This is a genomic window from Candidatus Pelagibacter bacterium nBUS_44, from assembly GCF_051200895.1.
Classification (GTDB): domain Bacteria; phylum Pseudomonadota; class Alphaproteobacteria; order Pelagibacterales; family Pelagibacteraceae; genus Pelagibacter.
The window spans coordinates 261,295-287,669 of record NZ_CP172838.1; the positions used below are offsets into that span (position 1 = coordinate 261,295).

Consider the following 26,375-nt stretch of genomic DNA (forward strand, 5'->3'; position numbering starts at 1 on the left):
AAAAATGGCTACGAGCAGAGATGATTTTGTAATAGCCGTTAGATCTGCATTTTTAAAAAAAAAAGATAAGCAAAAATTTTCATTATTAACTTTATTGTTTTTATCTATCTTTGTAATTATTTTAAGTAATTATAATTTTAAAGTTATTCAATACATTAAGATTGGAATAAATGAAATCACATACAGGGCTTCATTTTTAATTTCTGCTCCTGAAAATAAAATACAAAGTATTAACTCACAAATAAAAGATCACCTAGAGATATATGATAATTATAAAAATATAGAGTCAGAATTAGAAAAACTAAAACAAAAAGAATTAGTGAATAATTTTTTAAAAATGGAAAATGAAAAATTAAGGGAATTAATTAATGAAAGTATTAAATCTGATGAATTATTAGCTAAAGTTTTAATAGATAAAGATAGCCCCTTCTTAAAATCAATTATTCTTAACAAAGGAACTAAAGACAAATTAAAAATAGGTATGGCAGTCGCAGATGAGGTTTATCTAGTCGGTAAAATAATTGAGGTAAATTACACCAACTCAAGAGTGCTACTTTTGTCAGATTTAAATAGCAAAATTCCAGTAGTTTTGGAACCAATTGGAATGCAGGCAGTAGTTTCAGGGACTGGTGGAGATACTGGTAAAATTCAATACACAAAAGATGAGTATGGGGATCAAATTAAATCAAAAGATTTAATAGCTTATACATCTGGGCAAGGAGGTTTGTTTAAACCAGGATTACCAGTGGGCAGAGTTGTTACAAATAATATAAATAAAATTGATTTTTTTTCTGATTTTAAACAATTGGAATATGTAAAAATAATATCACACAGTATTGAGGAAGTTAATTAATGTCTTCACTTAACAAAGAGTCATTCATAAATATATTATTTTCTTATTTTCCAATTTGGATGTTGTTTTTATCAGTTTTTAATGATTTTGATTTTAACTATTTAAAAATTGAATATTTTGGATTTAACTTTGTTCATATATTAATTTTTTTCTGGACGTTAAAAAATCCTGATCATCTTGGATATGCCTCAATATTTTTGGCAGGAATTATTAATGACGTGATAATTGGAATACCGATAGGTATTAGTAGCTTTTGTTATTTATTGATTTGTTTTGCCTCTGCTTACATTAGGAACATAACTTTGAGTCCGAATTTTATTAATGATTGGTTGTCTTTTTTATTTATAATTTTATTGATTAATTCAATTCAGGTTACAATTTTAGATTTGATATTTTTTATAGAAGTTAATTATCCAAAATATTTAATTAACACAGGTTTTACCTTTTTATTTTATCCAATATTTTTTTTCTTATTCAGCATTATAAACAAAAAAATTTCATTTAAATTAAATGATTAAAGGAAACTCAGGTATCAGAAAAGAAGACATCATCAATAGGAGGATGTTTATAATTGGTGCTGCTAAAGTTGTAATATTTGTTGGAATAATTGGTCGGTTATTTTCATTACAAATTAATGATAATAAAAAATATTTAACTCTTTCTGATAAAAATAGAATTAGAGAGTGGAAGTTGCCACCAACAAGAGGAAATATTTTTGATTATTTTGGTAATGTCATTGCTGGAAATTTAAAAGTTTATCAGCTTCATATAATTCCTGAACAAGTAGAAAACTTTAATTATCTATTAACCAGACTTAAATCTCTTTTACTATTAAGTAATAAAAAAATTTCAAATATTTTAAAATTAAAGAAAAGATTAAAGCCGTGGGAAAGTATCATTGTTTCTGAAAATTTAAGCTGGAGTGAGTTTGTAAAAATTAATAATTATTTGTATGATTTAGTAGGCGTTAAACCAGTGATGACTATTTCAAGGAATTATCCATTCAGCGATGTCTACACGCATGTTCTAGGTTACGTAAGTCAACCAAATGAAAATGATATTTTGCAAAATAAAATTATTCAAGAAAGATTTGTACCTGGTATGAAGGTAGGAAAACTTGGATTAGAGAAAACACTAGAAAATTATTTAATTGGTACAAATGATATTCAAAGATATGAGGTGAATGCATATGGAAAAAGAATTAATCAGCTTGAATATCAAAAAGGAAAACAGGGTTCAAAAATCCGATTAACTGTAGATACAGAAGTCCAAAAACTTTCAGCTAAATTATTAGATGGTAAAGCTGGATCAATAAGTGTAATGGATATTTATACAGGGGAAGTTGTGGCCATGTATTCTTCACCTTCTTATGATCCAAATTTGTTTCTATTTGGAATTAGTAAGGATGAATGGGAATTAATCAGAAATAATCCATTGAAACCACTGATTAATAAAACACTTTCAGGCATATATTCGCCGGGATCCACTATAAAGCCAATAGTAGCTTTGTCAGCTCTAGAAAATAATATAGTGAACCCAAATTTTAAAGTTAGATGCACAGGTAAAACAGAACTTTACGGGCAAACATTCCATTGCTGGAAAAAAAAAGGACATGGGATTGTAAGTTTAAATAATGCTATGAAACAATCTTGTGATGCATATTTTTATGAAGTCGCCAGATTACTTGGTGTTGATAGATTAAAAGTTATGGCAAAAAAATTTGGTTTAGGTGAAAAAGTTTTAGGTGAATACTTTGAAAATGAAAAAAAAGGACTTTTTCCAGATACTAATTGGAAAAAGAATAATCTTGGAAAAGGTTGGGTATTAGGAGAGACTTTAATAACTGGTATTGGTCAGGGATATGTGCAAACAACGCCTTTACAGTTGTGTTTGATGACAGCTCAAATTGCAAATGGTGGATACTCCATAAAACCAAAAATTATAGTAAATAATGATCCATTAAATTTTGTTGAAGCAAAAAAAGCTATGGAAGAACAAAATTTATTTAATTCTAATAATCAACTTATTGAAGATCAGAGAAATATTAAGATAATCCAAGAAGCAATGTTTAGCTCAACTAATGAAGTTATGGGCACTTCATATAGATCAAGAATTGACGACCCTAAATATCAATTCGCTGGAAAAACAGGAACAGCTCAAGTGAAAAGAATTAGCAAAAGAGAGCGTGAGCTAGATCTTAAATTAGAACAGATACCTTATAAAGACAGAGATCATGCTTTATATGTTGCTTATGGTCCATATAAAAATCCAAGGTATGCCCTTAGCATTATAGTCGAGCATGGTGGATCTGGCAGTAAAGCAGCTGCACCAATGGCAAAAAAACTTTTCAAGTTAATTATTGATAGAGATGAGCTTAGAAAAAAACAACCTAATTTTGAAGAAATAAATATCTAAATGTTCCAGCACAATAGATTAGACTCAGATTTAACCTTCATTCAGAAAGTTAAAAATTTAGATTATATATTATTATTATGTATTATATTACTCTCAATAATAAGTGTCTTCGTAATGTATTCTACAGATGGCGGGGAAATCCTTTATCATACAAAAAGTCATTTTATAAAATTACTTATTTTTTTTCCATTGATGCTAATCATATCTTTTTTTAATATAAAATTTTGGCACATTACTTCTTATATTTTTTATTTTGTTTTAATTTTACTTTTAATTTGGGTTTCAATCGATGGAATTAAGGCTTCAGGCTCACAAAGATGGATAGATCTATATTTTATAGTACTTCAGCCATCAGAACTTATGAAAATAGGCATCATTTTATGTCTTGCAAAATACTATCACAGACTAAAAATAGAGCATGTAAACTCATTCACAGGTATCATTGTTGCTCTTTCAATAATTTTAGTTCCAGTAATTTTAGTAATATCCCAACCTGATTTAGGAACATCAATTCTGATCGCTTCAAGTGGATTGATAATTTTATGGTTAGGGGGGGTAAAAATTAAATATTTTTTTATTTCCTTTATTACTTTTCTAATTTCTTTACCTTTTATTATTTCTTTTTTGAAACCCTATCAAAAATTAAGAATATTAACATTTTTAGATCCCGATAGAGACCCATTAGGTGCAGGGTACCAAATTATTCAGTCTAAAATTGCAATTGGTTCAGGTGGATTAAGTGGTAAAGGTTTTTTAAAAGGAACACAAAGTTATTTGGAGTTTTTACCTGAGAAACATACTGATTTTATTTTTACTTTATTTTCTGAAGAATATGGTTTTATTGGATCTGTTTGTCTATTAATTCTTTATATAATTATAATTTCAAGAATCATCAGAATTGGAGCAATCTCAAGAAGTAATTTCGCTAAGTTTTTCTGTTTTGGTTTTGCTTTTGCTATTTTTGTTTATATCGTAGTAAATTTATCAATGGTATTGGGTTTATTACCTATAGTTGGATCTCCTTTACCCATATTGTCATATGGTGGATCTTCAATGCTAGCAACTATGATTGGGTTTGGAATTGTTTTAAGTGCCAAAATTAATCACAAGCAAACAATTTCCTAATAATTTGAAGTTTTCAAAAGTATAATTTGTCACTACAAATTTTAATTTTAGATTGTATAAGCTTGTATGGAAAATAACATTAGAGTTGGAATTGTTGGTGCAGGAATTCAAGGTGTTTCGAATGCTTTGTTTCTTCAAAAAAAAGGCTTTAACGTAACTATTTTTGACCGTGATAATCCTGGAAGTACTGCGGCATCATATGGAAATGCAGGTCATTTTTCTCCATATGCTTCAGTACCATTAAATAGAACTGATGTTTTAGCGGATGTGCCTGCTATGCTTACAAGTTCATCTGGTCCTCTCGCCTTAAAATGGAACTATGTGCCCAAAATGATTCCTTGGTTTGTAAAATTCATCATGAACTGTACAAATAAAAATATGATGCATACTGCAAAAAATATGCACCAAATTTTAGATTTAGCACTACCAGCATATGATGAATTATTTGAAGAAATAGATTTAGAAGGACTAGTTGAAAACAAAGGGATTCTTTATATTTGGAACGACAAAGATTTAAAAAGTAGAGAATTAGAAATTAATATAAGAAACGAGTTAGGCGTTGAACAGCAACTTGTTAATAAATCAGATATTCATGATTTAGAACCACATATAAAACCATTTTATCATGCTGGAGTTTATTATCCTTATGCGAGACATGCTAGGAATCCTAAAAAAATTTTATTAAAACTTTTTGATCTATTTTTACAAAAAGGTGGAAAATTTAACAAAGTTAACATCAAAGATATTAATTTTGATGAAGAAAAGCCAATTTTTAAAACTGAAACACAAAGTTATATTTTTGATAAGGCTGTGATTGCTTGTGGGGCTTTTTCAAAAAAATTAACTGATAATCTTGACGAAACAATTCCCCTAGACACTGAAAGAGGTTATCATGTTCATTTTAAAGGAGTTGATCATTTATTAAGTAGACCAGTAATATTTTCTAATCGAGGATTTGGTATAACACCAATGGAACAAGGATTAAGAGTTGTAGGCACTGTTGAATTTGGTGGTCTAGATAACCCTTTGTCTAAATCAAGAATAAAAAATTTAATTAATAATGCAAAATATATGTTGGGAGATCTACCTGAACATGAGGATGAATGGTTAGGTTTTAGACCATCTCTACCAGATTTCTTACCTGTTATAGGTCCTTCAAAAAATCATAAAAATGTTTTTTATTGTTTTGGACACCATCATTTAGGTTGGACATTGGGACCAATATCTGGAAAGATTGTTTCTAGAATGATAGCTAATGAAAATACAAATTTAAATTTAGATCCTTATAGCTCAAAAAGATTTAGTTAATTTATGCAAAATATAAAAGCGTACATAATGTTAGTGTGCGCAACACTATTTTGGGCAGGCAATTTTATGGTTGGAAAGTTTGCATTTTTAGAAAACATTCCACCAATGTCTCTTGTTTTCTTAAGATGGTCCCTTGTCTGGTTTATTCTTTTACCTTTCACTTATAAGGAAATAATAAGACATAAAGATACAATTATAACTAATTTACCTTTGTTATTTTTTTTAGCTTTTACTAGTGTTGGTTTATTTAATACCTTTACATATTTATCATTAGTTCACACCCAAGTAATTAATGCTTCTCTTTTTAATACAGCTATTCCTGCAGCTATAATTTTTTTATGTTTTTTACTCAAAATTGAAAAAACTAATAAATTTCAAATACTTGGATTAATTCTATCTGTATTTGGGATTTTATCGATAATTACAAAACTTGATTTAAATGTTTTGTTATCCTTAAACTTTAATAAAGGAGATCTTATAATGATAGGTGGAGTTATTACTTGGGGTCTGTATTCTGCTTTTTTAAAAAACAAAAAATTTACTTTACCACTTTTAACCCTAGTTCAAGTTTTATGTACTTTTGGATTAATATTTATATTTCCACAATTTCTTTACGAGTTTTCTCAAGGACTTAGAGTTAGTTTTAACACCAATCTTTACTACACTTTAATATATCTAGCATTATTCCCAAGTATTGGTTCTTACTATTGTTGGGCTGGAGCTGTTGCAATTATTGGAGCAAATAGAGCAGGTATTTTTTTATCATTAATCCCTTTTTTCAGTACAATAATGGCAATAATTTTTTTTAATGAACAATTTGAATTTTTTCATTTAATTGGATCAATTTTAATTATATTAGGTTTATTTTTATCAAATAAGAAAGTTCAAAATGCTTAAAGTTGCAATATTAGATGACTATCAGGATGTTTCACAAGAGTTTGTAGATTTAAAAAAATTATCTGGAAAATATGAATTTAAGATATTCAGTGAACCTTTTTTAGATGAGGCTGATGCTATCGAGCAACTAGCTGATTTTGAAGCGCTGCTAATTATGCGTGAGCGAACACCAATCACAAAAAATATAATCGATAATCTAAATGATCTTAAATATATCATCACAAGTGGCTCAAGAAATAAAGCGATTGATCTTGAGGCTGCAAAAAAGAAAAAAATTATAGTTTGTGGTACTGAGATTAACTTTAATCCTACATGTGAATTAACGTGGGCTTTAATTTTAGGGCTTTCAAAGAACCTTAAAACAGAAATAGATAATATGTATCAAGGTTACTGGCAAACAACGGTTGGCTTTGAACTTAAAGGAAAAATTATTGGTTTAATTGGTCTTGGAAGAGTGGGTTCACAGGTTGCTAAAATCGCAAAGGCTTTTGACATGCAAGTAATGGCTTGGAGTGAAAATTTAGATTTAGATAAATGTAAAGAATTAGATGTACTTCCTTGTAGCAAAGAGGATTTAATTAAAACATCAGATTACATCTCCATTCATGTTCAAGGCGGCGAACGTTATAAAGATTGTATAACAATTAAAGAATTTGATGAAATGAAAAAAACGGCTTTTTTAATTAATACTTCTCGAGGACCAATTGTAAATGAAGATGATTTAATTATCGCTTTATCAACCAATGTTATTCTTGGTGCTGGATTAGATGTTTATGAAAAAGAGCCATTACCTGAAGGAAATAAACTAAGATTTTTACCAAATGCACTGTTAACACCTCACATTGGTTATGTTACTGCAGAAAATTATAGTATTTTTTATACTCAAATGATCGAGGATCTTGAAGCTTGTGTAAATGGCAAACCTTTAAGAGTAATAGAATAGATAATGACAAAAAAAATTAATCCTAAACTTACAGCAGAACAAAAGTTAGTTTTATTTGAAGAAGGAACAGAATTAGCAGGTACAAGTGAACTTAATCATGAAAAAAGAGAAGGAAGTTTTCATTGTGCCAATTGTGGAGAAAAATTATTTGACTCGAACACAAAATATGAAAGTGGATCTGGTTGGCCTTCATTTTATCAATCATTGCCTGATGTTTTTGAAACTAAAACAGATCATCATTTAGGTTATGCTAGAACTGAATACCACTGCAAAAAATGTGGTGGACATCATGGCCATATCTTTGAAGATGGACCTAATCCAACTGGAAAAAGATATTGTAATAATGGCGTTTGCTTAGTTTTTAAAAAAAAATGAAGTAGTAAAAAATTTAATTAACAATGATAATTAAATATATTAGTTTTTTAATAGGAATTATTTGGTCTTATTCAATAATAAAAACACAATCAGTGTTTAGTAAAAAGGCTGGAATAATATTTAAAATATTTATTACAAAAATTTCTTGGTTTAGTTTAATTGCAGCTTGTTACTTTGGTTATAAAAATTTTACAGTTAAATTTACAGTTATTGGTATTATAATTGGTGTTTTGTTAGTGAATGTTGGTTTTTATTTATTAAAAAAATATATCAATCAAAGATTTAATGAAAAACAAATAACAACTTTTAAAAGTTTTTTTGAATATACTTTAATTTTTTTAGTTATTTATTTCGTTTTATTTTAAAAGGTCTTGAAGCTTATTTTCTTTTTCTAAAGCTCTAACATCATCGTATCCACCAATGTGTTGATCATCAAAAAAAATTTGTGGAATTGTTCTTTTACCATTAGCTTTTAAAATCATTTCGTCCATTGCACCTTCAACTGTTGCAATATTTATTTCTTTATATTCAACACTGTTTCTAGCTAGTAATTTTTTAGCTGCTTCACAGTAATTACAAAGTGGTCCTGTATAGATTGTTACATTTTTCATAGTTTATAAATAATCATTCTTTTTTATTTTACTAGCTATTTCTTTTCTAGAATATTCAAATTTTTTTCTATGTTTTATACTTTTTTGATTTACTCTTTTTCTCCACAATCTGAATGAAATAGGTTTAACAGATCTTCGCATAATCTTAATAACCTCAGATTCTGTTTTTCCAGTCTTTTTTTCTATTTCTTCAAAAGTGATCCGATCTGCCCAGGCTGCCCAAATGATCCAATCTGGGTCATCCACATTTGGCTCTGGGTTTTTAACCCTGGTTATTGGGGTGTGACCTTTTTTTTTCATAAATCCTTTATATTTGAAAAAAATGATTAATGCATTTTTTTTAGGGTGTGATATTATAGGGTCTGATAGTCCATCTTAGCCATCTTTAGCTCCCGGTTTTTTTGGACTATCTTCCTTAAAATGTACCCCTTAAATTATTTTCTATTTTTACAAATAATCTTGTTTTTATTTATAACTCCTGGCACACCTAGGATTGTTATTATTTCATATTCTATGAATTACGGAGTTCAAAAATGTATATGGACTGCATTAGGAGATATTACTGCAAACTTTATTCAAGCAACATTAGTTATTTTCGTTATCGGATCTTTTTTTGTAGATAATCCAAATTTTTTAAATATTTTTAAATGGGTTGGGGTAACTTATATTTTATATCTTGCTTATGATCTTTATAAATCAAACCCTAAGGATGTAAGTTCAGATAATGTTTCGTCAAAAAGTTTATTTTCTTTTTTTAGAGATGGTTTTTTAGTTGCAGGCACAAGTCCAAAGGCTTGGATGTTTTTTCCATTAATATTTCCACAATTTATTGACTTTAATGGAAATTATATTTTTCAATTCTTTATTTTAATCACAACTTATGTTGTTTTAGATTTTTTATCTTTAATGGCTTACGCTGTGCTTGCAAGAAAGCTAATAGTTTGGATTAAAGCTAATCCTAAGGTTATTAATACAATTTCAGCGTGCGTTTTAGTTATTATTGCGATTATCATTGCTTTTATTCAAAAGTATTAAGTCGCAAGGTGTGTATTAGTTATAATAGCTATGCATAAAACTATCTTGTTAATTGATCATTTTAAGGTTTTAATTAGTTTTTAAATTTAAAACTAGAAAAGGAAAATAAAATGAAAATTAGAAACATAATTATTACATTATTTTCTGCAATTGCACTTTTAATTTCAGCTTCAACTGTATCTTTCGCGAAGGTTGTTGGAGATAAAATTATTTTAGGTGCAGCTGTTTCATTAACTGGAAAATATTCATCAAATGGTGTTCATACTCAAAACGGCTATAATTTGGCTGTTGAGAGAATTAATAGCATGGGTGGTGTTAAAGTTGGTGGAAAAAATTACAAGTTTGAAATCATTTATTACGATGATGAGTCAAACTCTGGTAGAGCAGCTCAACTTGCAGAAAGATTAATCAAACAAGATGGTGTTCAGTTCATGCTTGGGCCATACAGCTCAGGACTTACTAAAGCTATGGCGCCTGTAACTGAAAAATATGGAATACCAATGGTAGAAGCTAACGGTGCATCTAGATCGTTATTTACTAAAGGTTATAAATATTTATTTGCAGTGCTTGCACCAGCAAATTTATATCTTGATGTAGCTATTACAACTGCTGTTGAATTAAATGGTGGAAAACCAGTTAAGATTGCAATGGCATTTGAACAAGATGCTTTCTCACAAGACGTGAGACTAGGTATTGTTGATGCTGCAAAGAGAACTGGTTCTAAAATCATTATTGATGACAAATTACCTAAAGAGCTAAATGATATGGCTGCTACTTTATCTAAAGTAAAAGCTACTAAGCCAGATGTATTAGTTGTATCAGGTCACACAAAAGGTGCATTAACTGCAATCAGACAAATATCTGAAATGAAAGTTGATGTTCCAATGTTAGCAATGACCCACTGTGATGCTGCTAAATTATCTAAACAACATGGTAAAGCTTCTGAGTATGCACTTTGCGCTTCTCAATGGCATAAATCATTATCATACAAAGATAAGTATTTTGGTGGTGGTATGAAATATGCTGGAGACTTTAATTCTAAGTTTGGATATGAGCCTCCTTACCAAGCTGCTGAATCTTCAGCTGCTTTATTAGTTTACAAAGATGCGTTCGAAAGAGCAAATTCATTTGATACTAAAAAAGTTAGAGATGCTTTAGCTGCAACTGACATGCAAACTTTTTATGGAAATATAAAATTTGCAGAAGGTGGTCAGAACATTTCTAAACCAATGGTTCTTTTCCAAGTAATCTGTGATGATGGTGGAAAATGTGAAAATAAAGTTGTTGCACCACTTAAATGGGCTTCAGCTGAGTTAGTTCACCCAATACCATCTTGGTCTAAAAGATAATATCTAATATGGAAATGCTCCCTAGTAATAGGGAGCATTTTTGGAAAAACACTTAAAAGATTTATGGATTTTCTAATTTTCCAAGTACCAATGTTAATGGTTCAAGCGTCAATGGACGGAATACTATTAGGTATTTTGTTTGCATTAATTGCTTATGGAATGGCATTGCAATGGGGAGTAATGAATATAATTAACATTGCTCAAGGAGAATTAGTAATCATGGGTGGTTACATTGCTTACTTTATGTACCTATCTGGAATACACCCTGCCTTTGGAATAATTGTTTCACCAATCATTATGTATTGTGTGGGTTGGGGGATGTACAAACTTGTTATCAATAAAGTGGTAGATAAAGATTTATTTACCTCAATTCTAGCAACATTTGGGATAAGTATTCTAGCGCAACAGTTAATGAACTTTGCATTTGGTGCAGATGTTGTGGTTGCTCAATCAAATTTTGGGACAACGATGTTGTTTGACAATATGGTTACAATTCCTAATGCTAAAATATTTTCAGGATCAGTTTGTGTAATATCAGCAATTATTCTTGTTGTTTACATGAGAAAATCAAAATTGGGTCGTGCAATTAGAGCAACAGCTCAAAATGCAAGAGCAGCAAAGATTTTAGGTGTTGATACTGAAAAAGTTTACGCAGCAACTTTTGGAATTAATGCAGCATTATGTGGAATAGCGGGCGCATGTATAGCAATTACATTTACTCTTCATCCTTACACAGGACTACCTTACACAGTTAGGTCTTTCATGATTGTAATTATTGCAGGATTGGGAAATTTACCTGCTGTTGCAATTTCTGGTATGGGTCTGGGTATATTTGAAGAATGGGCAGATTATTTACTTGGAACAGAATTTAGAATAGCAGCAGTATTTTCTTTGCTTGTAATAATACTTGTTTACAGAAGATTTAAACTTTCTAGAAAACGAGAATATTTGAAATAATGAATAAGAATACTTTATTATATGTTGGGTTAATGATCTTTGGTTTAGCTGGGGCATTTATATTTCCAGCTTATAAACTTCAGTTATCATTTCTTTATATATTGATTGTATTAGCTATGACCTGGGATGTTCAAGGTGGTCAGATGGGTTACAACACATTTGGAAATATATTATTCTTTGGTATTGGAATGTATGTTGCATCCAGTACGCAAATAGCAATGTTTTTCTCATTAGCCGAATGGACAGATGCAGGGGGTGAAAAAACTTTTGTTCATACCATTCCTCAATTCTTTCAAGGTTTTGGAGTTGGTATAATTCTATCAGGAATAATTCCAATGATTATAGCAGGAGTTATTGGTTATGGAATTTTAGGTTTAAGAGGTCACTATTTCGCAATTTGTACTTTAGCATTAGGAATTGCTGCAGGTGAGATTGCAGGTGGAATTGAAATTATTGGAGCTGGCCAAGGTATGACAGTTCCAGTTTGGCCAAAAGGATTTGGTTCTAACGAGTTGTCATCTCAATTTTTATATTATTTAAGTTTTGCCTTAGCTGTTGTAACTTTTATTACTTTAAAGTGGGCTTACAGCACAAGGTTTGGATTAGTCTTAAACGCAATAAGAGACAATGAAGACAAAGCAGAAGCAATGGGAATTCATACAATGAGATATAAAATTATTGGTTGGATGGTCTCAGCATTTTTTGTTGGAATAGCTGGTGGACTAATGGGTCATATCAATGGTTACATTGAGCCGACAGAAATAGCATTTGCTGGACCAACTTTTGGAGTGTTCATGGTATTAATGGCAATACTTGGTGGAAAAGGAACTTTATGGGGACCACTTGTTGGCGCAACTGTTTTTCATTTATTTAAAGAAGGTTTTTGGACATACTTTTTGGGTTGGCAGTATGTTGCTTTAGGAGTTTTAATTGTAGTAATCGTTGTTTACTTTCCTGAGGGAATAATGGGATGGTTAAGAGAAAAATACCCAGAAAAATTTGGTGAAACAATTGATGAAGCAGATCGAAAGGCGCAGGTAGAATTAAAATAATGTCTATATTGGATGTAACAAGAGTTAGTAAATCTTTTGGTGGTGTAAAAGCTAACGTTGACATTTCAATGTCTGTTGAACAAGGATCAATTGTTGGATTAATTGGACCAAATGGATCAGGAAAAACAACACTATTTAATTCTATTGTTGGAACCTATCCAATTGACAAGGGTTCAATTAAATTTGACGGAACAGAAGTTTCTGAATTACCTGTACCAGTCGTTGCAAAATTGGGATTGTTAAGAACTTTTCAACAAACAAGAATCTATGGAAAATTAAACTGTATTGAAAATATGTTAATTAGCCATAAGCCTGAAAATGATGGAATTCTTGCTGTATTTCAAAAAATACCATCTGATTTAACTGATAAAGCTGAAACTTTATTGAAATTTGTTGGTCTTCACCAAAAAAGAAAGCTTAGAGCAGGAGACCTTTCTTTTGGTCAGCAAAAATTATTAGAACTTGCTATGGCACTAATGAATGAGCCTAAAATGCTTTTATTAGATGAGCCAACAGCAGGAATTAATCCAACATTAATAAATGGAATTATTGATCGTTTGATCAAAGTAAATAAAGAATATGGAATTACTTTATTGGTTATTGAACACAATATGAAAGTGATTATGAATTTAGCTCAAAAAGTTTTCTGTTTAGCTCATGGTCAAATGTTAGCTGATGGAACACCTGAAGAAATTAGAAATGATAAGCGTGTATTAGATGCTTACTTGGGGGCTCAATAATGTCTAATCAATATGATGTGCTAGGTAAAGCACCAGGAGTAGAAGAGTTACAAAAATTATCTCCTGAAAATAATCATGTGACTATTAATAAGTTATCAGCTGGTTATGGAAAAATGGAAATTCTTCATGATTTCGATTTGCGAGTCAGCAAAGCTCAATCTTTATGTTTGATTGGACCAAATGGTGCAGGAAAATCTACAATACTTCATTCAATCTATGGATTCACAAATATTTTTTCAGGACAAATAAAAATTGATGGAGAAGAAATTACAAACTTAACACCAGCAGAAAAATTAAAGTCATGTGGTATTGCTTATATTTTACAAGATAACTCTGTTTTTCCAGATATGACGGTTGAAGAAAATTTATTGATGGGTGGCTATATAAAAGAAAATACAGATGAGTCCTACCAAGAAGCAGAGAGAATTTTTGAAAAATATGAGAGATTAAGAAATAGAAGAAATCAACCAGCTAAAGTTTTGTCTGGCGGTGAAAGAAGATTACTTGAAATTTCAAGAGCCCTTGTAATGAAACCATCGGTTTTATTGGTTGATGAACCTTCAATTGGATTAGAACCAAGATATATAGACATGGTTTTTGAAATTTTAAAAGATCTTCAACAAAATGAAAAAAAAACAATCATTCTTGTAGAGCAAAATGCTAAAAAAGGTTTAGAATTTGCTGACATAGGTTACGTTTTAGTTTCTGGTCAAACAGCTATTGCTGGAAAAGGCGATGAATTATTAAGTAATCCTGATGTTGGCAGGCTATTCCTTGGTGGCTAATGATTAATAAAAAGTTTTTCTTTAAAGGGTTTAGGTCTATTTTAGCTTCAGATAGCCCAGCAATAGCGCTTGGTTGTTGTTTTATTGCAATTGGAGCACTTCTTAAAAATTTAGGGTTTAATATTCAGGAAAGTATTTTTTCAACAATGCTTACTTATGCTTTACCTGGATCACTAGTAATGGCTGAATCATTATTAATTGGAGCATCTTTATTAAATATATTTTTGGCAGTTTGGTTTGTTAATGCTCGATTATATCCAATGACTGTTTCTTTATTTCCATTAATGATGCACAAAAGCCAACCAAAATGGAAATATTATTTTTCATGTCATTTCATTGCAGTGTCAGCATGGCTGATAATGAAAAGCAATTACAAAAATATTGAAAAAAAACATAGAATTGATTTTTGGATTGGGATTGGTACAGCGACATGGACTACTGCTGTAATAGGCACATTTATTGGATTTTATGCATCTGACTTTTTAGATAAAAATATGATGATTGGTTTAGCAATTTTAAATCCAATTTACTTTTTATGTATGATGGTAGGCGCAATGAAGACTCTTCAAATAGGAGCTTCAGTAATATTAGGATTATTACTGGGCCCAATCTTTTATTTTTTTTCTCCTGAATGGTCAATTTTACTTGGTGGACTAGTTGGTGGGACTATTGCATATTTTATAGGAGAGCTAAATGTCAATTAGTATAGTTCTTGCAATCTTAGTTACATCATTAGCTACTTTTTCATCTAGATTTTTAGGAGTAGTTTCATCAGAAGGAATAAAAGAAACATCAAAATTATTTAGATGGTTTAATTGTTTAGCTTATTCAACTTTAGCAGCCTTGATTGCAAGAACAATTATTTTTCCTGTAGGAGTGTTATCTGATACAAGCTATTTAAGTAGAGCTACAGTAGTATTATTTTGCTTATTTATATTTTTTATATCTAAAAGAAATTTTGTTTATCCAACAGTAATTTCTGCTATCATGATGGCATTATTGAGCGAGCACTTATAATGGATAAAATTTCTGGTTTAACAATTTCGGAACATAATAATTCAAAAAGAATAATTAATATTGATCTTGAAAATGAAATTATTGATAAACTAATATTCCCTTTCAATAAATTTGATTTAACAGCGTTAGAATTAAAACCTTTTACACGATTTACTATTGCAAAAAGCTTAGATGATTTGACCAATAATAAGCTAAGTAAATTAATGAATTCTATCATTAGAGATAGATCTACAGGTTGTTTTGTAATTGGCCCTAAAAATATTACAGCAAAAATTAATGATAAATTTCTAGTTAAGCTATCTACTGCTATTGCCCATTTAATAGGAACACCCAATCATGATTCGATGGCTGGTAAATATTATGCAAGATTTGTTGTGAAGCATGAAGATAAAAGTGACTCGTATTTAAGAAAAGCATACAAAAATATGGATCTACATACAGATGGAACTTATGTTAAAGAGGTTACTGATTGGCTGTTAATGTCTAAAATTGACGAACAAAATGCAAAAGATGGAGAGACTGCAATGTTACATCTTGATGATTGGGAACATTGTGATGATTTATACAATGATCCTGTTGGGAAACAGAATTTCGTTTGGGGTTCACCTAAAAGTAAAAATGTAGATTACAAAGTAGAACATCCAGTTTTTTCATCAGATGAAAATGGCAAACCTAATATTTCTTATATAGATCAGTTTCCAGAGCCTAAAAATATGGAACAAGGTAATTTCTTACAAAGATTGTCAGATGCTTTAGAAGAAAGTAAAAATAAAACTATAACTAAATTGCCTGTTGGATCTTCAATAATTGCTAACAATTACTTTTGGCTGCATGGAAGAAAACCTTTTAAAGAAAACGAAGAATTAAGTAGAGAATTATTGAGAATTAGAGGCTCTTTTTTTATTAATTAATTCAATATAATCAATATAAAGTATTCAAATTTATGAATTTAGGATTTATAGGCACGGGCAAAATATCATCTTCAGTAATTACTGGTATTTGTACATCTAAAATTTCATTTAATAAAATTATAATCTCAGCAAGAAATAAAAAGATTGCCAGAACTTTAAAGCAAAAATTTAAAAAAATAATTATCGCTAAAGATAATCAACAAATAATTGATAAATGTGATTGGGTATTTTTAGCTGTTACACCTATCGTTGGTGAGAAAATAATTAAAGATTTAAAATTTAAATCAAAACAAACAATAGTAAGTTTTATTTCTACAATTACTTTATCTCAATTAAAAAAAGCAATAAAAGTTAAAGCTAAGATTATAAGAGCGATACCATTACCACCAATATCATTGAAAAAAGGGCCAGTCCCAATATGTCCTCCCGATAAAAGAGTAAAAGCTTTCTTTGATAAAATTGGAACGACTGTTGAAATTAAAAATGAAAAATCTTCTATTAACTTTTGGGCTACCTCAGGAATGATGGCTCCTTTTTATCAGCTATTAAGTAGTATGACTAATTGGTTAGTTAAAAGAGGAGTCAAAAGAGACAATGCTCAAAAATATATAACATCATTATTCTTGGCATTATCAGAAGATGCGCTTGCAAACTCAAAAAAAGATTTAAAGTATTTGGTAAAAGAGTCACAAACTCCAAAAGGCCTTAATGAGCAAGGTGTTAAAGAACTTTCGAAAGCTGGATTTTTCAAGTCATTAGACAAAACATTGAATAGTATTCATAAAAGACTTAGCAAATAAAAATGTCAGAAAATATTTTAGAAATTAATAATCTATCTAAATACTTTGGGGGTTTAGCTGCTGTGTCTGATTGTTCTTTAAAAGTGAAGAAAGGAACAATAACAGGAATTATTGGCCCAAATGGATCTGGCAAAACTACTTTATTCAATTTAATTGCAGGTAATTTAAGATCATCAGGTGGCTCAGTTACTTTTGATCAGGAGAATATTACAGATGTTCCTTCATATGAATTATTTTCAAAAGGATTACTTAGAACTTTTCAAATTGCTCATGAGTTTTCAAATTTATCTGTTTTAGAAAATTTAATGATGGTTCCAGGAAACCAATCTGGAGAAAAATTAATGACTGCATTATTAAAACCAAAACTAGTTGAAGAGGAAGAAGCATTAGTTAAAGAAAAAGCTAAAGAGGTTGTAGATTTTTTAAACTTAGGTCATTTAACAAATGAACTTGCTGGAAATTTGTCAGGAGGTCAAAAAAAACTATTAGAACTAGGTAGAACCATGATGGTGGATGCTAAATTAGTCTTACTTGATGAAGTAGGGGCTGGGGTTAATAGAACTTTACTTAAAGATCTTGGAACAGCTATTGAAAAGTTAAATAAAGAGAAGGGTTATACATTCTGCATGATTGAACATGATATGGATTTTATTGGTAGACTTTGTGATCCTGTAATAGTCATGGCAGAAGGTTCAGTTTTATTTGAGGGAACAGTTGAAGATGCTAAAAAAGATGAAAAAGTAATAGAAAGTTACCTTGGTAGAGGCTCAAAACTTAAGGATCAAAATTAATGGCATATTTTGAAGGAAATGAAATGACAGGCGGATATGGCAATGGACCAGATATCATTAATTCTTGTACCGTGAATGTGAACAAAGGTGAGATTGTTTCAATTCTTGGGCCAAATGGAGCTGGCAAATCAACAGCCATGAAAGCTATGCTTGGTTTGCTTAATTTAAAATCTGGATCAGTAATTATAGATGGTAAAGATATTTCAAAATTATCTCCTCAAGACAGAGTAAAAAAAGGGATTTCTTTTGTGCCTCAAACTAAAAATGTTTTTGCAGGAATGACTGTTGAAGAAAATTTAGAAATGGGTGCTTTTTTAGTTAATGACGAAATCAAAGATACTATAGATGAAATTTATAATTTATTTCCTATTCTCAAAGAAAAAAGAAACCAATTAGTTGGTGAATTATCTGGTGGACAGAGACAGCAAGTGGCTCTTGGTCGTGCATTAATGATCAAGCCAACAGTTTTAATGTTGGATGAACCAACAGCAGGCGTTTCCCCAATTGTGATGGATGAGTTATTTGACCATATAGTAAAAGTTAAAAGAACTAATGTTGCAATATTAATGGTAGAGCAAAATGCTAAACAGGCTTTGAATATTTCAGACAGAGGCTATGTCTTAGTAACTGGAGAAAATCGTTATTCAGGAACTGGTCAAGAATTATTAAACGATCCAAGAGTAAGAAGCTCTTTTCTAGGTGGGTAATATGGATATTTTGAATTCAATTATACTTTTATTAAATTATATATTTATTCCTGCACTATCTTATGGATCTCAATTAGCACTCGGTGCAATTTTTGTTACACTGATTTACGGAATTTTAAGATTTGCTAACTTTGCAACAGGGGACATGATGTCATTTGGAACAATGGTTACAATTTTATTTACGTGGTATCTGCAATCACTAGGTTTTTCGTTGGGAGTTTTGCCAACAGCACTAGTAGCAATTCCATTTGCTATAATGTTTATGATTGCCTACATGCTTTTCATTGATAAGTTTGTTTTCAGATATTACAGAGTAAACAAAAGCCCTCCAGTTCAACTTGCTATGGTGAGTATTGGTGTAATGTTTGTAACTCAAGCAGTAGTAAGAATTATTATTGGACCAGCAGACCAAAGGTTCTTTGATGGACAGAAATTTATTATCAAGGCAGGAGAATTTAAAGAAATGACTGGTCTTAATGAAGGCTTGGCCATTAAGTCCACTCAAGTTCTAACTATATTTGTAACTATTGTTTTGGTTTCATTATTATTTTGGTTTTTAAATAAAACGAAAACTGGAAAAAGTATGAAAGCTTATTCAGATAATGAAGATTTAGCATTACTCTCTGGAATTGATCCAAAAAGAATTGTTATGATTACATGGATAATTGCTGGAATTTTAGCAACAATAGGGGGAGTTTTATATGGTTTAGATAAAAGCTTTAAGCCGTTTACTTACTTTAATAACATGCTTCCTATATTTGCCGCTGCAATAGTAGGAGGAATAGGAAACCCATTTGGAGCATTTTTAGGGGGTTATGTTATTGCTTTTTCAGAAATATTTTTAACTTATGCCTATAAAAAATTTTTTACGTATATTTTACCTGAGAGTATGGAGCCTGAGAGTTTGGTTCAGCTTTTATCAACAGATTATAAATTTGCAGTGTCGTTCTCAATATTAGTCATAGTACTGCTGTATAGACCATCAGGAATATTTAAAGGGAAAGTCTTGTGAGAAAGAATTTAAATGTAATTGCTGCCTACAGCATCATGATGGTTTTGATAATTCTAGTTGGAATTTTTCAATCATGGAACATAGCTTTATCAATATTTAATATGTGCTTAATCTCAGCAGTGATGACAATGGGTGCCAATATTCAATGGGGTTATGCTGGATTAATTAACTTTGGAATTATGGGATACACTGCCCTAGGTGGACTAGCAGCAGTTTTGATATCTGTAGACCCTGTTCAAGAAGCGTGGCGTGCAGGAGGTTTCGACATATTAATGTGCTTATGGCTGATTATAGTAATGGTATTAGCTATTCGATTTATTTTAAAAAATTTTGAAAAATCTAAATTAAGAACTTATGGAATTGCAACAATTATTGTTACTGGAATTATAATTATCAGAATAACTGCGGAACCAGGGATTGAAGCTATTGAAGCAGTTAACCCTGCTAAAACAGGATTCCTTGGCGGTTTTGGATTACCAATTATCTTTTCATGGATAGTTGGAGCTTTCTTTGCAGCGGGTTTAGCTTTTATAGTTGGAAAAGTTGCCTTAGGTTTAAGAGCTGACTATTTAGCAATTGCAACATTGCTTATCTCTGAAATTGTTATAGCGATAATTAAACATGAGGATTGGTTAACAAGAGGAGTTAAAAATGTAATTGGTCTTAAAAGACCAGCACCATATGAAGTGGATCTTCAAACGACAGATTGGTTTATTAATTTAGTTGAAAAATTTAATTCAGGAAAATTAGCTGTAATATCTAATTTTGCAGATCGTCAAGCTGCACTTAATCAACTTGTTATAGAAGGATCATCGGTTTTTGTTAAACTATGTTATTCAGGATTATTTTTAGTTGTTGTTATTGTACTTTTAATTTTAACACAAAAAGCACTTTACTCACCATGGGGTAGAATGATGAGAGCAATAAGAGACAACGAAGAAGCTGCTAATGCTATGGGTAAAAATGTTGTTAAACAACATTTGTTAATTTTCATTTTAGGTTCAGCAATTGTTGGAATAGCTGGAGCTATGTTAGTTACTCAAGACGGTTTGTTCACACCAGGAAGTTATAGACCTATGAGATATACTTTTTTAATTTGGGTTATGGTTATAGTTGGTGGTAGTGGTAATAATTTTGGAGCTATTTTAGGTGGATTTGCTGTATGGTTTTTATGGATAGAAGCTGCGCCAATTGCATTGTTTTTAATTAATTTATTCACTGCTGGAATGGCAGATACCCATTTTTTAAAAATTCATTTAATTGAAAGTGTTCCTTATTTTAGATATTTAATGATGGGTCTTGGCTTATTATTAATAATGAGATATCGACCCAAAGGTATACTTCCAGAAAAAATAGAAATAAAGTAATCATAATATGAAATATATTATATTAGGTGCCGCAATTGCATGGGCTATGTACATAGCAGACAAATATATGTTTTAATTGGAAGAATTAAGAACAATATTTTAACGAAGTTATAAATCAAAATGATTTTATTGGATTATTTAAATTTAAGTTTATTTGAACTTTTTTTAATAAGCTTAATTATACTGGTTGCATCTACAATCAGAGGATTTAATGGCTTTGGGTTTTCGGCTACTTCCGTTTCTGGATTAGCATTTATGTTGCCTGCTATAGAAATTGTTCCAATTATTCTGATACTTGAAGTTGCAATTAGCATTTTTATGATTCCTTATATTTGGAATAATATTAATTGGAAATTTGTGTTTCAAATTTTAATAGGAATTGCAATCGGCTCACCAATTGGTCTTTATCTTTTAAAATTTTTTTCCCCAAGTTTTACCCATTTATTGATATGTTTTATTATAATATTTTTTTCAATTCTTTTAATGAAAGGTTATTCAAATAAAAAAATTGATAATAATTTTATAAAAATATTAACAGGTACTATTTCTGGTGCTCTAAATGGATTATCTACTCTGGGCGGTTTGCCAGTAGCTTTATTTTTACTTATCACAAGCATGCAACCAATCTTTATAAGGGGCTCTCTAGCAGCATTATTTTTTATAACTGATACTTATGCATTCTCTTTAAGTTATTTTGGGGGAATTGTTGATATGACTACTCTGTATAGATCTATTCCACTTATAATTATTTTACCTTTAGGTGTTTTTATTGGTAATAAATTTTTTGTTAAAAGTAGAGAAGAAACTTACAGAAAAGTAGTCTTCTATTTTTTGATAACTATCTCAGTAATTGGTATTTTGAGAATATTGTATAATCTTTAAATAAAAAAAACCCTCAGCAATTTTCAATGCTGAGGGTTTTAAAATTAAGATATTAATTATCTTTGTTTTTTAGTTTTAAATTTTCCACCTTTAATTTCTTGCTCTAAGAAAGAACCTTCAGATTCACCAACATTAGTAAAAGTTACTCCAGTTGCACCTTCGTAATTTATCTTTTTACCTTTTGCTAGTAAATCTAGTCCTTTTTTAAGCTCACCTGGATAAATTTTTGTTCCAGGAGCGTTAGCAACACCCATTACATTTTTTGCAATTGATGCTCTATCAGCAGAATTACCAGCTTGCATTGCTAAAACTATTAATGCAGCTGCGTCGTATGACTCACCTGTGTATGGTCCCGAAGAATCAATACCACCTGCTTTTGCTACATCAGCAAATACACCTGCACCTTTTCCAGTTGAACCAGGCATTGAACCAAAAGATTTACTTAAACCTTTTCCAAATGCGTCAACAAGTGATTGCCCAATCATACCATCTGATAAAACAAAAGTATCAAAAGCACCTGAGTCTAACGCAGCTTGAATCATACCTTTTCCACCTTGGTCAAGGTAACCGATTACAGCCATAGCATCACCACCAGCAGAAGCTAATGTTGCAACTTCAGATGAGTAGTCAGCTTTACCATCTTCGTGAGCAGTAACAGCTGTAACTTTAATACCATGAGCTTCAGCAGCAGCTTTATAAACATCTGCCAAACCTTTCCCGTAGTCATTATTAGTATAAGTAATAGCTACACTTTTAACTTTTCTATCTTTAGTAATGTCAGCTAAAATTTGTCCACCTCTAGCATCAGAAGGAGCTGTTCTAAAAAAGAACCCATTATCATCTAGAGTTGTTAATCCTGGTGAAGTTGCAGAAGGTGAAATCATTACTACACCATTTGGTACAGCAACATTTGATGCAATCGCACCCGTTACACCTGAACAGTCAGCACCCATGATAGCTGCTACACCTTGTGAGATAACACCTTCAGCTGCTGCTGTCGCTGCTGCTGAGTCTACACAGGTTGAGTCTGCTCTTACTACTTCAATTTTCTTTCCACCTAATAGAGAACCTGAATCTGAAGCTTCTTTAAAAGCAAGTTCAGCAGATCCAGCCATAGCTGGTGTTAGAGATTCAATAGGACCAGTAAATCCTAAAATGATTCCCATTTTAATCGCATGTCCGTCTGCCATTACATTTGTTCCAAAACTTGAAACAAGCATAAATGCAGCTATAAATAGTTTTTTCATTATCTTCCTTTTTATTGTTAACAATTTATAAAAAATAAATTAAAGCTTATTTCATCGATTTTTCAATAAGCAAATTATTTAATTTTGTGGAGAAAAAAGACTGATGTTATTACGATTATACCACCAAATATGAACAATGTGGTAGGGACTTCCCCAAATATTAAAAAACTTAAAGCAATCCCAAAAATTGGAAATAAAGAATAAGAGGGGAAAATTTGTCCTACAGTATAAAATTTATATAGATAAAACATTAGTAAATGAGCACCCAAAGAGACGACAATTGCTTGATAGGATATTAAAATCCAAGAGTTACGACTTATAGATTGAATAGTTGAGATTGTGTCACCTTCAATTAAAAAAGATGCAAATAATAAAATTGTAAAACCAAAGAGACCAGTGAATGCATTAATTAAACTAATATCCAAATCTCTTAATTGCCTTGAGAAAACTTGAGCGAATGCAAAAGCTAGTGCCATTAGACTTGCAAAAAATAATCCTAAAAAATTATCAACTAGTTTTGGATCAAAAAATATTATTAAGACTCCAATAAAAGCAGTAAAAATTAAAAACCATTTTTTTGGACTTATATTTTCATTTAAAATTAATGCACTTGCCAAAATTCCAAAAGGTATTGCTAATTGTGAACCTACTATTACAGGTGAAATAATAGATGAATGATACAATGAAAAAGTCATAAATACATATACTAAAACACCCATAGATATTGAAAAAGCTATTAATGAAGGTAAATATTTTTTCTCTGGTATTTTGAATTTCCAAAAAGGAATCAATATTAATAACACCAGCCCCATTCTTAGCGATGCCATAAGAATTGGAGGCACCGAGTCATTTAAAACTAGTTTGGTAAATGGAAAAGCACTTCCATGAGCTACTGCAATAAAAAGCAAAATTAATAAATGTTTTAAAGGCAATTTATTATCTTATTGAAAAAGGATCTAATGTTGGTTCATCTGAAGTATAAAACCAAGTAGTTTTAATTCTAGTATAATCTTTTATTGACTCAATTCCTGCTTCTTTACCATAACCACTATCCTTAATTCCTCCAAATGGAGCAGATGGTGAAATTAACCTATAAGTATTTACAAAAGTTATTCCTGCTCTTATTGCTTTTGAAACTCGCATTCCTCTTGAAAGGTTGCTAGTATAAATCCCTGAAGACAAACCATATTGATTGTCATTCATTTTATTAATTACTTCTTCTTCAGTATTAAATTTCATAACTGATAAAACAGGTCCAAATAACTCATTTTCAGCAACTGGTAAATTGTGATTATCACATTCAATAATTGTTGGTGGAAAATAATAACCTTTATTAGAAAAAGAGTCTCTTTTACCTCCACATTTTATTTTTCCACCTTGTTCTAATGTATCTTTGATATTTTTTTCAATTGTTTCTAATTGTTTAAAGCTGCTTAAAGGACCCATTTCAGTTTTAGGATCCATGGGTGTTCCAATTTTGATTTTTGATGCTCTTTTAGAAAGTTTTTTTAAAAATTCATCATAAATACCTTTTTGAATATAAAGTCTTGATCCAGCAATACAACTTTGGCCACTTGCTCCAAAAATTCCTGCGGTAATTCCATTTATTGCATTTTCTTGTTCTGCATCATCAAAAACAGCAACGGGGCTTTTTCCTCCTAGTTCAAGACTTACTTCTGAAAGATTTTCTGCAGAATTTTTTATGATATGTCTTGCAGTTTCAGGACCACCAGTGAAAGCAATTTTTTCCACTAAATTATGTGTAGTTAATGCCTTTCCACATGGATCACCAAATCCAGTTATTACATTAACAACACCTTTTGGAATTCCAGTTTTTTCAATTAGTTTTGCAAACTCAAACATAACAGCTGGAGCTAATTCAGATGATTTAATTACTACTGTGTTACCCATAGCAAGAGCAGGAGCCAACTTAGTTGCTGTTAAAAACATTTGAGAATTCCATGGAACAATTGCTGCGATCACTCCTATAGGAATTCGTGTAGTTATAGCTTGAACATTTGGTTTATCTATTGGAAGAACTGTTCCTTCTACTTTATCTGCTAGTCCAGCATAATAATCATAATACTCAGCAATATAAATTGCCTGTTTTTTAGTCTCTCTAAATAATTTTCCAGTATCAATAGTTTCTATTTCACCAAGCATTTCAGCATTTTCTCTTAATTGCTCTCCTATAGCTCTTAGAAATTTTGCTCTGTCTCTTGGAAGCAATTTTGGCCACTCACCTTCAAATGCTTTTTGAGCTGCATTAACTGCTTTATTAACATCGTTCGCACTAGCCTCAGGTACAACTGCCCATGGCTCATTATTTTCAGGGTTTAAGGTTTCAAAAGTTTTATTATTTTCGGAGTCTACCCATTCTCCATCAATAAACATTTTATAATGTTTTAATTTAGTCATTATTTTCTACAAAATTTTTGATAGTCAAATTTACCTCATCTGCACATTCAATACCACAAAGATGTTTACCACCTTTGATAATCTTTAATTTACTATCCTTAATTACGTTGTTTAATTGCTTCGACATCTCAATTGTAGAACCATTATCGTGTTCTCCTGTCATTATTAGCGTTTTAGTATTTATTTTTTCAAAGTCTTCATCATTTTTATGCTTAACAAAAAGTTCATAAACTTTTAAAAAGTTATCCATATTATTTCCAGATAAAATCGAACTAATTTTTTCATAAGTATCAGGATTATTTTCTAAATATTTGTCAGTAAACCATCTTTTCAATGCTTGCCTTGAAAGTTTTAATTCTTTTTTAGCTTGATCAAATCTTTCATTAACAATTTTTTGTTGCTGCTCCGACCGTTTATATATTGAGCCTAAAAGAATTAATGATTGAAGCCGATCATTATATTTTGTTGCAAAATTTCTAGCTATTAATGATCCAATAGAAAAACCAACTAAATGAATTTTATCTATTTTAATCTCATCAATTAGTTCTATAAGCTGGTTTGAAAAATCATCAAAGTTTATATTTTGCTTTTTTAAAGATGATTTTCCGTGTCCAAGAATATCATAAGAAAGATTAGAGTAACTTTTAAAAAAATTTAATTGAGGTTGCCAAATTTCATAAGTTAAACCAACGCCATGAATAAAAACTATTGGAGTTGATTGTTCTTTTTTATTAAAGACATAGAATGTACCTGATGTAGTATTCTCGGTTATCATCAA

Annotated in this window: 30 protein-coding genes; 24 read left to right on the forward strand and 6 right to left on the reverse strand. The window is 30.5% G+C overall.

All coding sequences use genetic code 11. The features are described from left to right. Window positions 1–4: 4 nt before the first annotated feature. The 9 genes from mreC (at window position 5) to ACIJYB_RS01425 (ending at window position 8,281) form a co-directional block, all read left to right on the forward strand. Window positions 5–853: a rod shape-determining protein MreC gene (mreC, locus tag ACIJYB_RS01385; protein WP_435151484.1), complete on the forward strand. Its 849-nt coding sequence runs from the start codon at window positions 5–7 to the stop codon at window positions 851–853. Further along, entirely contained in the window at window positions 853–1,371 is a 519-nt protein-coding gene (gene mreD, locus ACIJYB_RS01390) for a rod shape-determining protein MreD (protein WP_435151486.1), read from the forward strand. The genes mreC and mreD overlap by 1 nt, the downstream gene beginning before the upstream one ends. Next, entirely contained in the window at window positions 1,364–3,268 is a 1,905-nt protein-coding gene (gene mrdA / locus ACIJYB_RS01395; protein ID WP_435151489.1) for a penicillin-binding protein 2, read from the forward strand. The genes mreD and mrdA overlap by 8 nt, the downstream gene beginning before the upstream one ends. Beyond that, entirely contained in the window at window positions 3,269–4,393 is a 1,125-nt protein-coding gene (rodA, locus tag ACIJYB_RS01400; protein ID WP_435151492.1) for a rod shape-determining protein RodA, read from the forward strand. 66 nt (window positions 4,394–4,459) lie between these two features. Further along, on the forward strand, window positions 4,460–5,701 hold the full coding sequence (locus ACIJYB_RS01405) for an NAD(P)/FAD-dependent oxidoreductase (protein WP_435151494.1): 1,242 nt from the start codon (window positions 4,460–4,462) through the stop codon (window positions 5,699–5,701). A 27-nt stretch (window positions 5,702–5,728) separates the two neighbouring features. After that, a complete protein-coding gene (locus tag ACIJYB_RS01410) occupies window positions 5,729–6,598 on the forward strand; it encodes a DMT family transporter (RefSeq protein WP_435151497.1) in 870 nt (289 codons plus the stop codon). Further along, complete coding sequence (locus ACIJYB_RS01415; protein ID WP_435151499.1) at window positions 6,591–7,541, forward strand: D-2-hydroxyacid dehydrogenase family protein; 951 nt, start codon at window positions 6,591–6,593, stop codon at window positions 7,539–7,541. The genes ACIJYB_RS01410 and ACIJYB_RS01415 overlap by 8 nt, the downstream gene beginning before the upstream one ends. A 3-nt stretch (window positions 7,542–7,544) precedes the next feature. After that, window positions 7,545–7,916 carry a peptide-methionine (R)-S-oxide reductase MsrB gene (msrB, locus tag ACIJYB_RS01420; RefSeq protein ID WP_435151502.1) on the forward strand — a complete coding sequence of 124 codons (372 nt, stop codon included), beginning with the start codon at window positions 7,545–7,547 and terminating at the stop codon, window positions 7,914–7,916. Window positions 7,917–7,939: 23 nt separating this feature from the next. Beyond that, a complete protein-coding gene (locus tag ACIJYB_RS01425) occupies window positions 7,940–8,281 on the forward strand; it encodes a hypothetical protein (RefSeq protein WP_435151505.1) in 342 nt (113 codons plus the stop codon). Here ACIJYB_RS01425 and grxC read toward each other — a convergent pair. Next, window positions 8,273–8,527 (reverse strand): glutaredoxin 3, encoded by a 255-nt coding sequence (grxC, locus tag ACIJYB_RS01430; protein ID WP_435151508.1) that lies wholly within the window; start codon window positions 8,525–8,527, stop codon window positions 8,273–8,275. The genes ACIJYB_RS01425 and grxC overlap by 9 nt on opposite strands. Before the next feature lie 3 nt (window positions 8,528–8,530). Then, complete coding sequence (locus tag ACIJYB_RS01435) at window positions 8,531–8,827, reverse strand: TIGR03643 family protein (protein ID WP_435151511.1); 297 nt, start codon at window positions 8,825–8,827, stop codon at window positions 8,531–8,533. A 120-nt stretch (window positions 8,828–8,947) separates the two neighbouring features. On the opposite strand from ACIJYB_RS01435, the gene ACIJYB_RS01440 reads away from it, so the two are divergent. The 15 genes from ACIJYB_RS01440 (at window position 8,948) to ACIJYB_RS01510 (ending at window position 21,932) form a co-directional block, all read left to right on the forward strand. Continuing rightward, entirely contained in the window at window positions 8,948–9,562 is a 615-nt protein-coding gene (locus ACIJYB_RS01440; RefSeq protein WP_435151514.1) for a LysE family translocator, read from the forward strand. A gap of 110 nt (window positions 9,563–9,672) precedes the next feature. Continuing rightward, window positions 9,673–10,911: an amino acid ABC transporter substrate-binding protein gene (locus tag ACIJYB_RS01445; protein WP_435151516.1), complete on the forward strand. Its 1,239-nt coding sequence runs from the start codon at window positions 9,673–9,675 to the stop codon at window positions 10,909–10,911. 63 nt (window positions 10,912–10,974) lie between these two features. Continuing rightward, a complete protein-coding gene (locus ACIJYB_RS01450) occupies window positions 10,975–11,868 on the forward strand; it encodes a branched-chain amino acid ABC transporter permease (RefSeq protein WP_435151519.1) in 894 nt (297 codons plus the stop codon). Beyond that, on the forward strand, window positions 11,868–12,920 hold the full coding sequence (locus ACIJYB_RS01455) for a branched-chain amino acid ABC transporter permease (RefSeq protein WP_435151522.1): 1,053 nt from the start codon (window positions 11,868–11,870) through the stop codon (window positions 12,918–12,920). The genes ACIJYB_RS01450 and ACIJYB_RS01455 overlap by 1 nt, the downstream gene beginning before the upstream one ends. Beyond that, window positions 12,920–13,660, forward strand: coding sequence for an ABC transporter ATP-binding protein (locus ACIJYB_RS01460; protein ID WP_435151525.1), 741 nt, complete (start codon window positions 12,920–12,922; stop codon window positions 13,658–13,660). Before ACIJYB_RS01455 ends, ACIJYB_RS01460 begins: the two co-directional genes overlap by 1 nt. Next, window positions 13,660–14,445 (forward strand): ABC transporter ATP-binding protein, encoded by a 786-nt coding sequence (locus ACIJYB_RS01465; RefSeq protein ID WP_435151528.1) that lies wholly within the window; start codon window positions 13,660–13,662, stop codon window positions 14,443–14,445. The genes ACIJYB_RS01460 and ACIJYB_RS01465 overlap by 1 nt, the downstream gene beginning before the upstream one ends. Next, complete coding sequence (locus ACIJYB_RS01470) at window positions 14,445–15,149, forward strand: AzlC family ABC transporter permease (protein WP_435151531.1); 705 nt, start codon at window positions 14,445–14,447, stop codon at window positions 15,147–15,149. The genes ACIJYB_RS01465 and ACIJYB_RS01470 overlap by 1 nt, the downstream gene beginning before the upstream one ends. Then, window positions 15,139–15,462 (forward strand): AzlD domain-containing protein, encoded by a 324-nt coding sequence (locus ACIJYB_RS01475; RefSeq protein ID WP_435086460.1) that lies wholly within the window; start codon window positions 15,139–15,141, stop codon window positions 15,460–15,462. The genes ACIJYB_RS01470 and ACIJYB_RS01475 overlap by 11 nt, the downstream gene beginning before the upstream one ends. Continuing rightward, on the forward strand, window positions 15,462–16,373 hold the full coding sequence (gene glaH, locus ACIJYB_RS01480) for a glutarate dioxygenase GlaH (protein WP_435151533.1): 912 nt from the start codon (window positions 15,462–15,464) through the stop codon (window positions 16,371–16,373). The genes ACIJYB_RS01475 and glaH overlap by 1 nt, the downstream gene beginning before the upstream one ends. Before the next feature lie 32 nt (window positions 16,374–16,405). Continuing rightward, window positions 16,406–17,173 carry a pyrroline-5-carboxylate reductase gene (locus ACIJYB_RS01485; protein ID WP_435151536.1) on the forward strand — a complete coding sequence of 256 codons (768 nt, stop codon included), beginning with the start codon at window positions 16,406–16,408 and terminating at the stop codon, window positions 17,171–17,173. Between the two features lie 2 nt (window positions 17,174–17,175). After that, window positions 17,176–17,964: an ABC transporter ATP-binding protein gene (locus ACIJYB_RS01490; protein ID WP_435086466.1), complete on the forward strand. Its 789-nt coding sequence runs from the start codon at window positions 17,176–17,178 to the stop codon at window positions 17,962–17,964. Continuing rightward, on the forward strand, window positions 17,964–18,671 hold the full coding sequence (locus tag ACIJYB_RS01495) for an ABC transporter ATP-binding protein (protein ID WP_435086467.1): 708 nt from the start codon (window positions 17,964–17,966) through the stop codon (window positions 18,669–18,671). Before ACIJYB_RS01490 ends, ACIJYB_RS01495 begins: the two co-directional genes overlap by 1 nt. A 1-nt stretch (window position 18,672) precedes the next feature. Then, window positions 18,673–19,683, forward strand: coding sequence for a branched-chain amino acid ABC transporter permease (locus ACIJYB_RS01500; RefSeq protein ID WP_435151539.1), 1,011 nt, complete (start codon window positions 18,673–18,675; stop codon window positions 19,681–19,683). Window positions 19,684–19,718: 35 nt separating this feature from the next. Next, window positions 19,719–21,050 carry a branched-chain amino acid ABC transporter permease gene (locus ACIJYB_RS01505; RefSeq protein WP_435152499.1) on the forward strand — a complete coding sequence of 444 codons (1,332 nt, stop codon included), beginning with the start codon at window positions 19,719–19,721 and terminating at the stop codon, window positions 21,048–21,050. 120 nt (window positions 21,051–21,170) lie between these two features. Continuing rightward, window positions 21,171–21,932, forward strand: coding sequence for a sulfite exporter TauE/SafE family protein (locus ACIJYB_RS01510; RefSeq protein ID WP_435086470.1), 762 nt, complete (start codon window positions 21,171–21,173; stop codon window positions 21,930–21,932). Between the two features lie 56 nt (window positions 21,933–21,988). Here the strand turns inward: ACIJYB_RS01510 and ACIJYB_RS01515 are convergent, their stop codons facing one another. The 4 genes from ACIJYB_RS01515 to ACIJYB_RS01530 form a co-directional block, all read right to left on the reverse strand. Further along, window positions 21,989–23,179, reverse strand: a complete 1,191-nt coding sequence (locus ACIJYB_RS01515) for an ABC transporter substrate-binding protein (protein ID WP_435151542.1) — start codon at window positions 23,177–23,179, stop codon at window positions 21,989–21,991. Between the two features lie 74 nt (window positions 23,180–23,253). After that, window positions 23,254–24,111: a DMT family transporter gene (locus tag ACIJYB_RS01520; protein ID WP_435151545.1), complete on the reverse strand. Its 858-nt coding sequence runs from the start codon at window positions 24,109–24,111 to the stop codon at window positions 23,254–23,256. A gap of 4 nt (window positions 24,112–24,115) precedes the next feature. After that, window positions 24,116–25,597, reverse strand: a complete 1,482-nt coding sequence (locus tag ACIJYB_RS01525) for an aldehyde dehydrogenase (protein ID WP_435151548.1) — start codon at window positions 25,595–25,597, stop codon at window positions 24,116–24,118. Next, a complete protein-coding gene (locus ACIJYB_RS01530) occupies window positions 25,590–26,372 on the reverse strand; it encodes an alpha/beta fold hydrolase (protein WP_435151551.1) in 783 nt (260 codons plus the stop codon). Before ACIJYB_RS01530 ends, ACIJYB_RS01525 begins: the two co-directional genes overlap by 8 nt. Between the last annotated feature and the right edge of the window lie 3 nt (window positions 26,373–26,375).

Coding starts and splice junctions, on each gene's coding strand:
- mreC (WP_435151484.1), top strand. CDS start 5: ATGGCTACGAGCAGAGATGATTTTGTAATAGCCGTTAGATCTGCATTT.
- mreD (WP_435151486.1), top strand. CDS start 853: ATGTCTTCACTTAACAAAGAGTCATTCATAAATATATTATTTTCTTAT.
- mrdA (WP_435151489.1), top strand. CDS start 1,364: ATGATTAAAGGAAACTCAGGTATCAGAAAAGAAGACATCATCAATAGG.
- rodA (WP_435151492.1), top strand. CDS start 3,269: ATGTTCCAGCACAATAGATTAGACTCAGATTTAACCTTCATTCAGAAA.
- ACIJYB_RS01405 (WP_435151494.1), top strand. CDS start 4,460: ATGGAAAATAACATTAGAGTTGGAATTGTTGGTGCAGGAATTCAAGGT.
- ACIJYB_RS01410 (WP_435151497.1), top strand. CDS start 5,729: ATGTTAGTGTGCGCAACACTATTTTGGGCAGGCAATTTTATGGTTGGA.
- ACIJYB_RS01415 (WP_435151499.1), top strand. CDS start 6,591: ATGCTTAAAGTTGCAATATTAGATGACTATCAGGATGTTTCACAAGAG.
- msrB (WP_435151502.1), top strand. CDS start 7,545: ATGACAAAAAAAATTAATCCTAAACTTACAGCAGAACAAAAGTTAGTT.
- ACIJYB_RS01425 (WP_435151505.1), top strand. CDS start 7,940: ATGATAATTAAATATATTAGTTTTTTAATAGGAATTATTTGGTCTTAT.
- grxC (WP_435151508.1), bottom strand. CDS start 8,527: ATGAAAAATGTAACAATCTATACAGGACCACTTTGTAATTACTGTGAA.
- ACIJYB_RS01435 (WP_435151511.1), bottom strand. CDS start 8,827: ATGAAAAAAAAAGGTCACACCCCAATAACCAGGGTTAAAAACCCAGAG.
- ACIJYB_RS01440 (WP_435151514.1), top strand. CDS start 8,948: ATGTACCCCTTAAATTATTTTCTATTTTTACAAATAATCTTGTTTTTA.
- ACIJYB_RS01445 (WP_435151516.1), top strand. CDS start 9,673: ATGAAAATTAGAAACATAATTATTACATTATTTTCTGCAATTGCACTT.
- ACIJYB_RS01450 (WP_435151519.1), top strand. CDS start 10,975: ATGGATTTTCTAATTTTCCAAGTACCAATGTTAATGGTTCAAGCGTCA.
- ACIJYB_RS01455 (WP_435151522.1), top strand. CDS start 11,868: ATGAATAAGAATACTTTATTATATGTTGGGTTAATGATCTTTGGTTTA.
- ACIJYB_RS01460 (WP_435151525.1), top strand. CDS start 12,920: ATGTCTATATTGGATGTAACAAGAGTTAGTAAATCTTTTGGTGGTGTA.
- ACIJYB_RS01465 (WP_435151528.1), top strand. CDS start 13,660: ATGTCTAATCAATATGATGTGCTAGGTAAAGCACCAGGAGTAGAAGAG.
- ACIJYB_RS01470 (WP_435151531.1), top strand. CDS start 14,445: ATGATTAATAAAAAGTTTTTCTTTAAAGGGTTTAGGTCTATTTTAGCT.
- ACIJYB_RS01475 (WP_435086460.1), top strand. CDS start 15,139: ATGTCAATTAGTATAGTTCTTGCAATCTTAGTTACATCATTAGCTACT.
- glaH (WP_435151533.1), top strand. CDS start 15,462: ATGGATAAAATTTCTGGTTTAACAATTTCGGAACATAATAATTCAAAA.
- ACIJYB_RS01485 (WP_435151536.1), top strand. CDS start 16,406: ATGAATTTAGGATTTATAGGCACGGGCAAAATATCATCTTCAGTAATT.
- ACIJYB_RS01490 (WP_435086466.1), top strand. CDS start 17,176: ATGTCAGAAAATATTTTAGAAATTAATAATCTATCTAAATACTTTGGG.
- ACIJYB_RS01495 (WP_435086467.1), top strand. CDS start 17,964: ATGGCATATTTTGAAGGAAATGAAATGACAGGCGGATATGGCAATGGA.
- ACIJYB_RS01500 (WP_435151539.1), top strand. CDS start 18,673: ATGGATATTTTGAATTCAATTATACTTTTATTAAATTATATATTTATT.
- ACIJYB_RS01505 (WP_435152499.1), top strand. CDS start 19,719: ATGATGGTTTTGATAATTCTAGTTGGAATTTTTCAATCATGGAACATA.
- ACIJYB_RS01510 (WP_435086470.1), top strand. CDS start 21,171: ATGATTTTATTGGATTATTTAAATTTAAGTTTATTTGAACTTTTTTTA.
- ACIJYB_RS01515 (WP_435151542.1), bottom strand. CDS start 23,179: ATGAAAAAACTATTTATAGCTGCATTTATGCTTGTTTCAAGTTTTGGA.
- ACIJYB_RS01525 (WP_435151548.1), bottom strand. CDS start 25,597: ATGACTAAATTAAAACATTATAAAATGTTTATTGATGGAGAATGGGTA.
- ACIJYB_RS01530 (WP_435151551.1), bottom strand. CDS start 26,372: ATGATAACCGAGAATACTACATCAGGTACATTCTATGTCTTTAATAAA.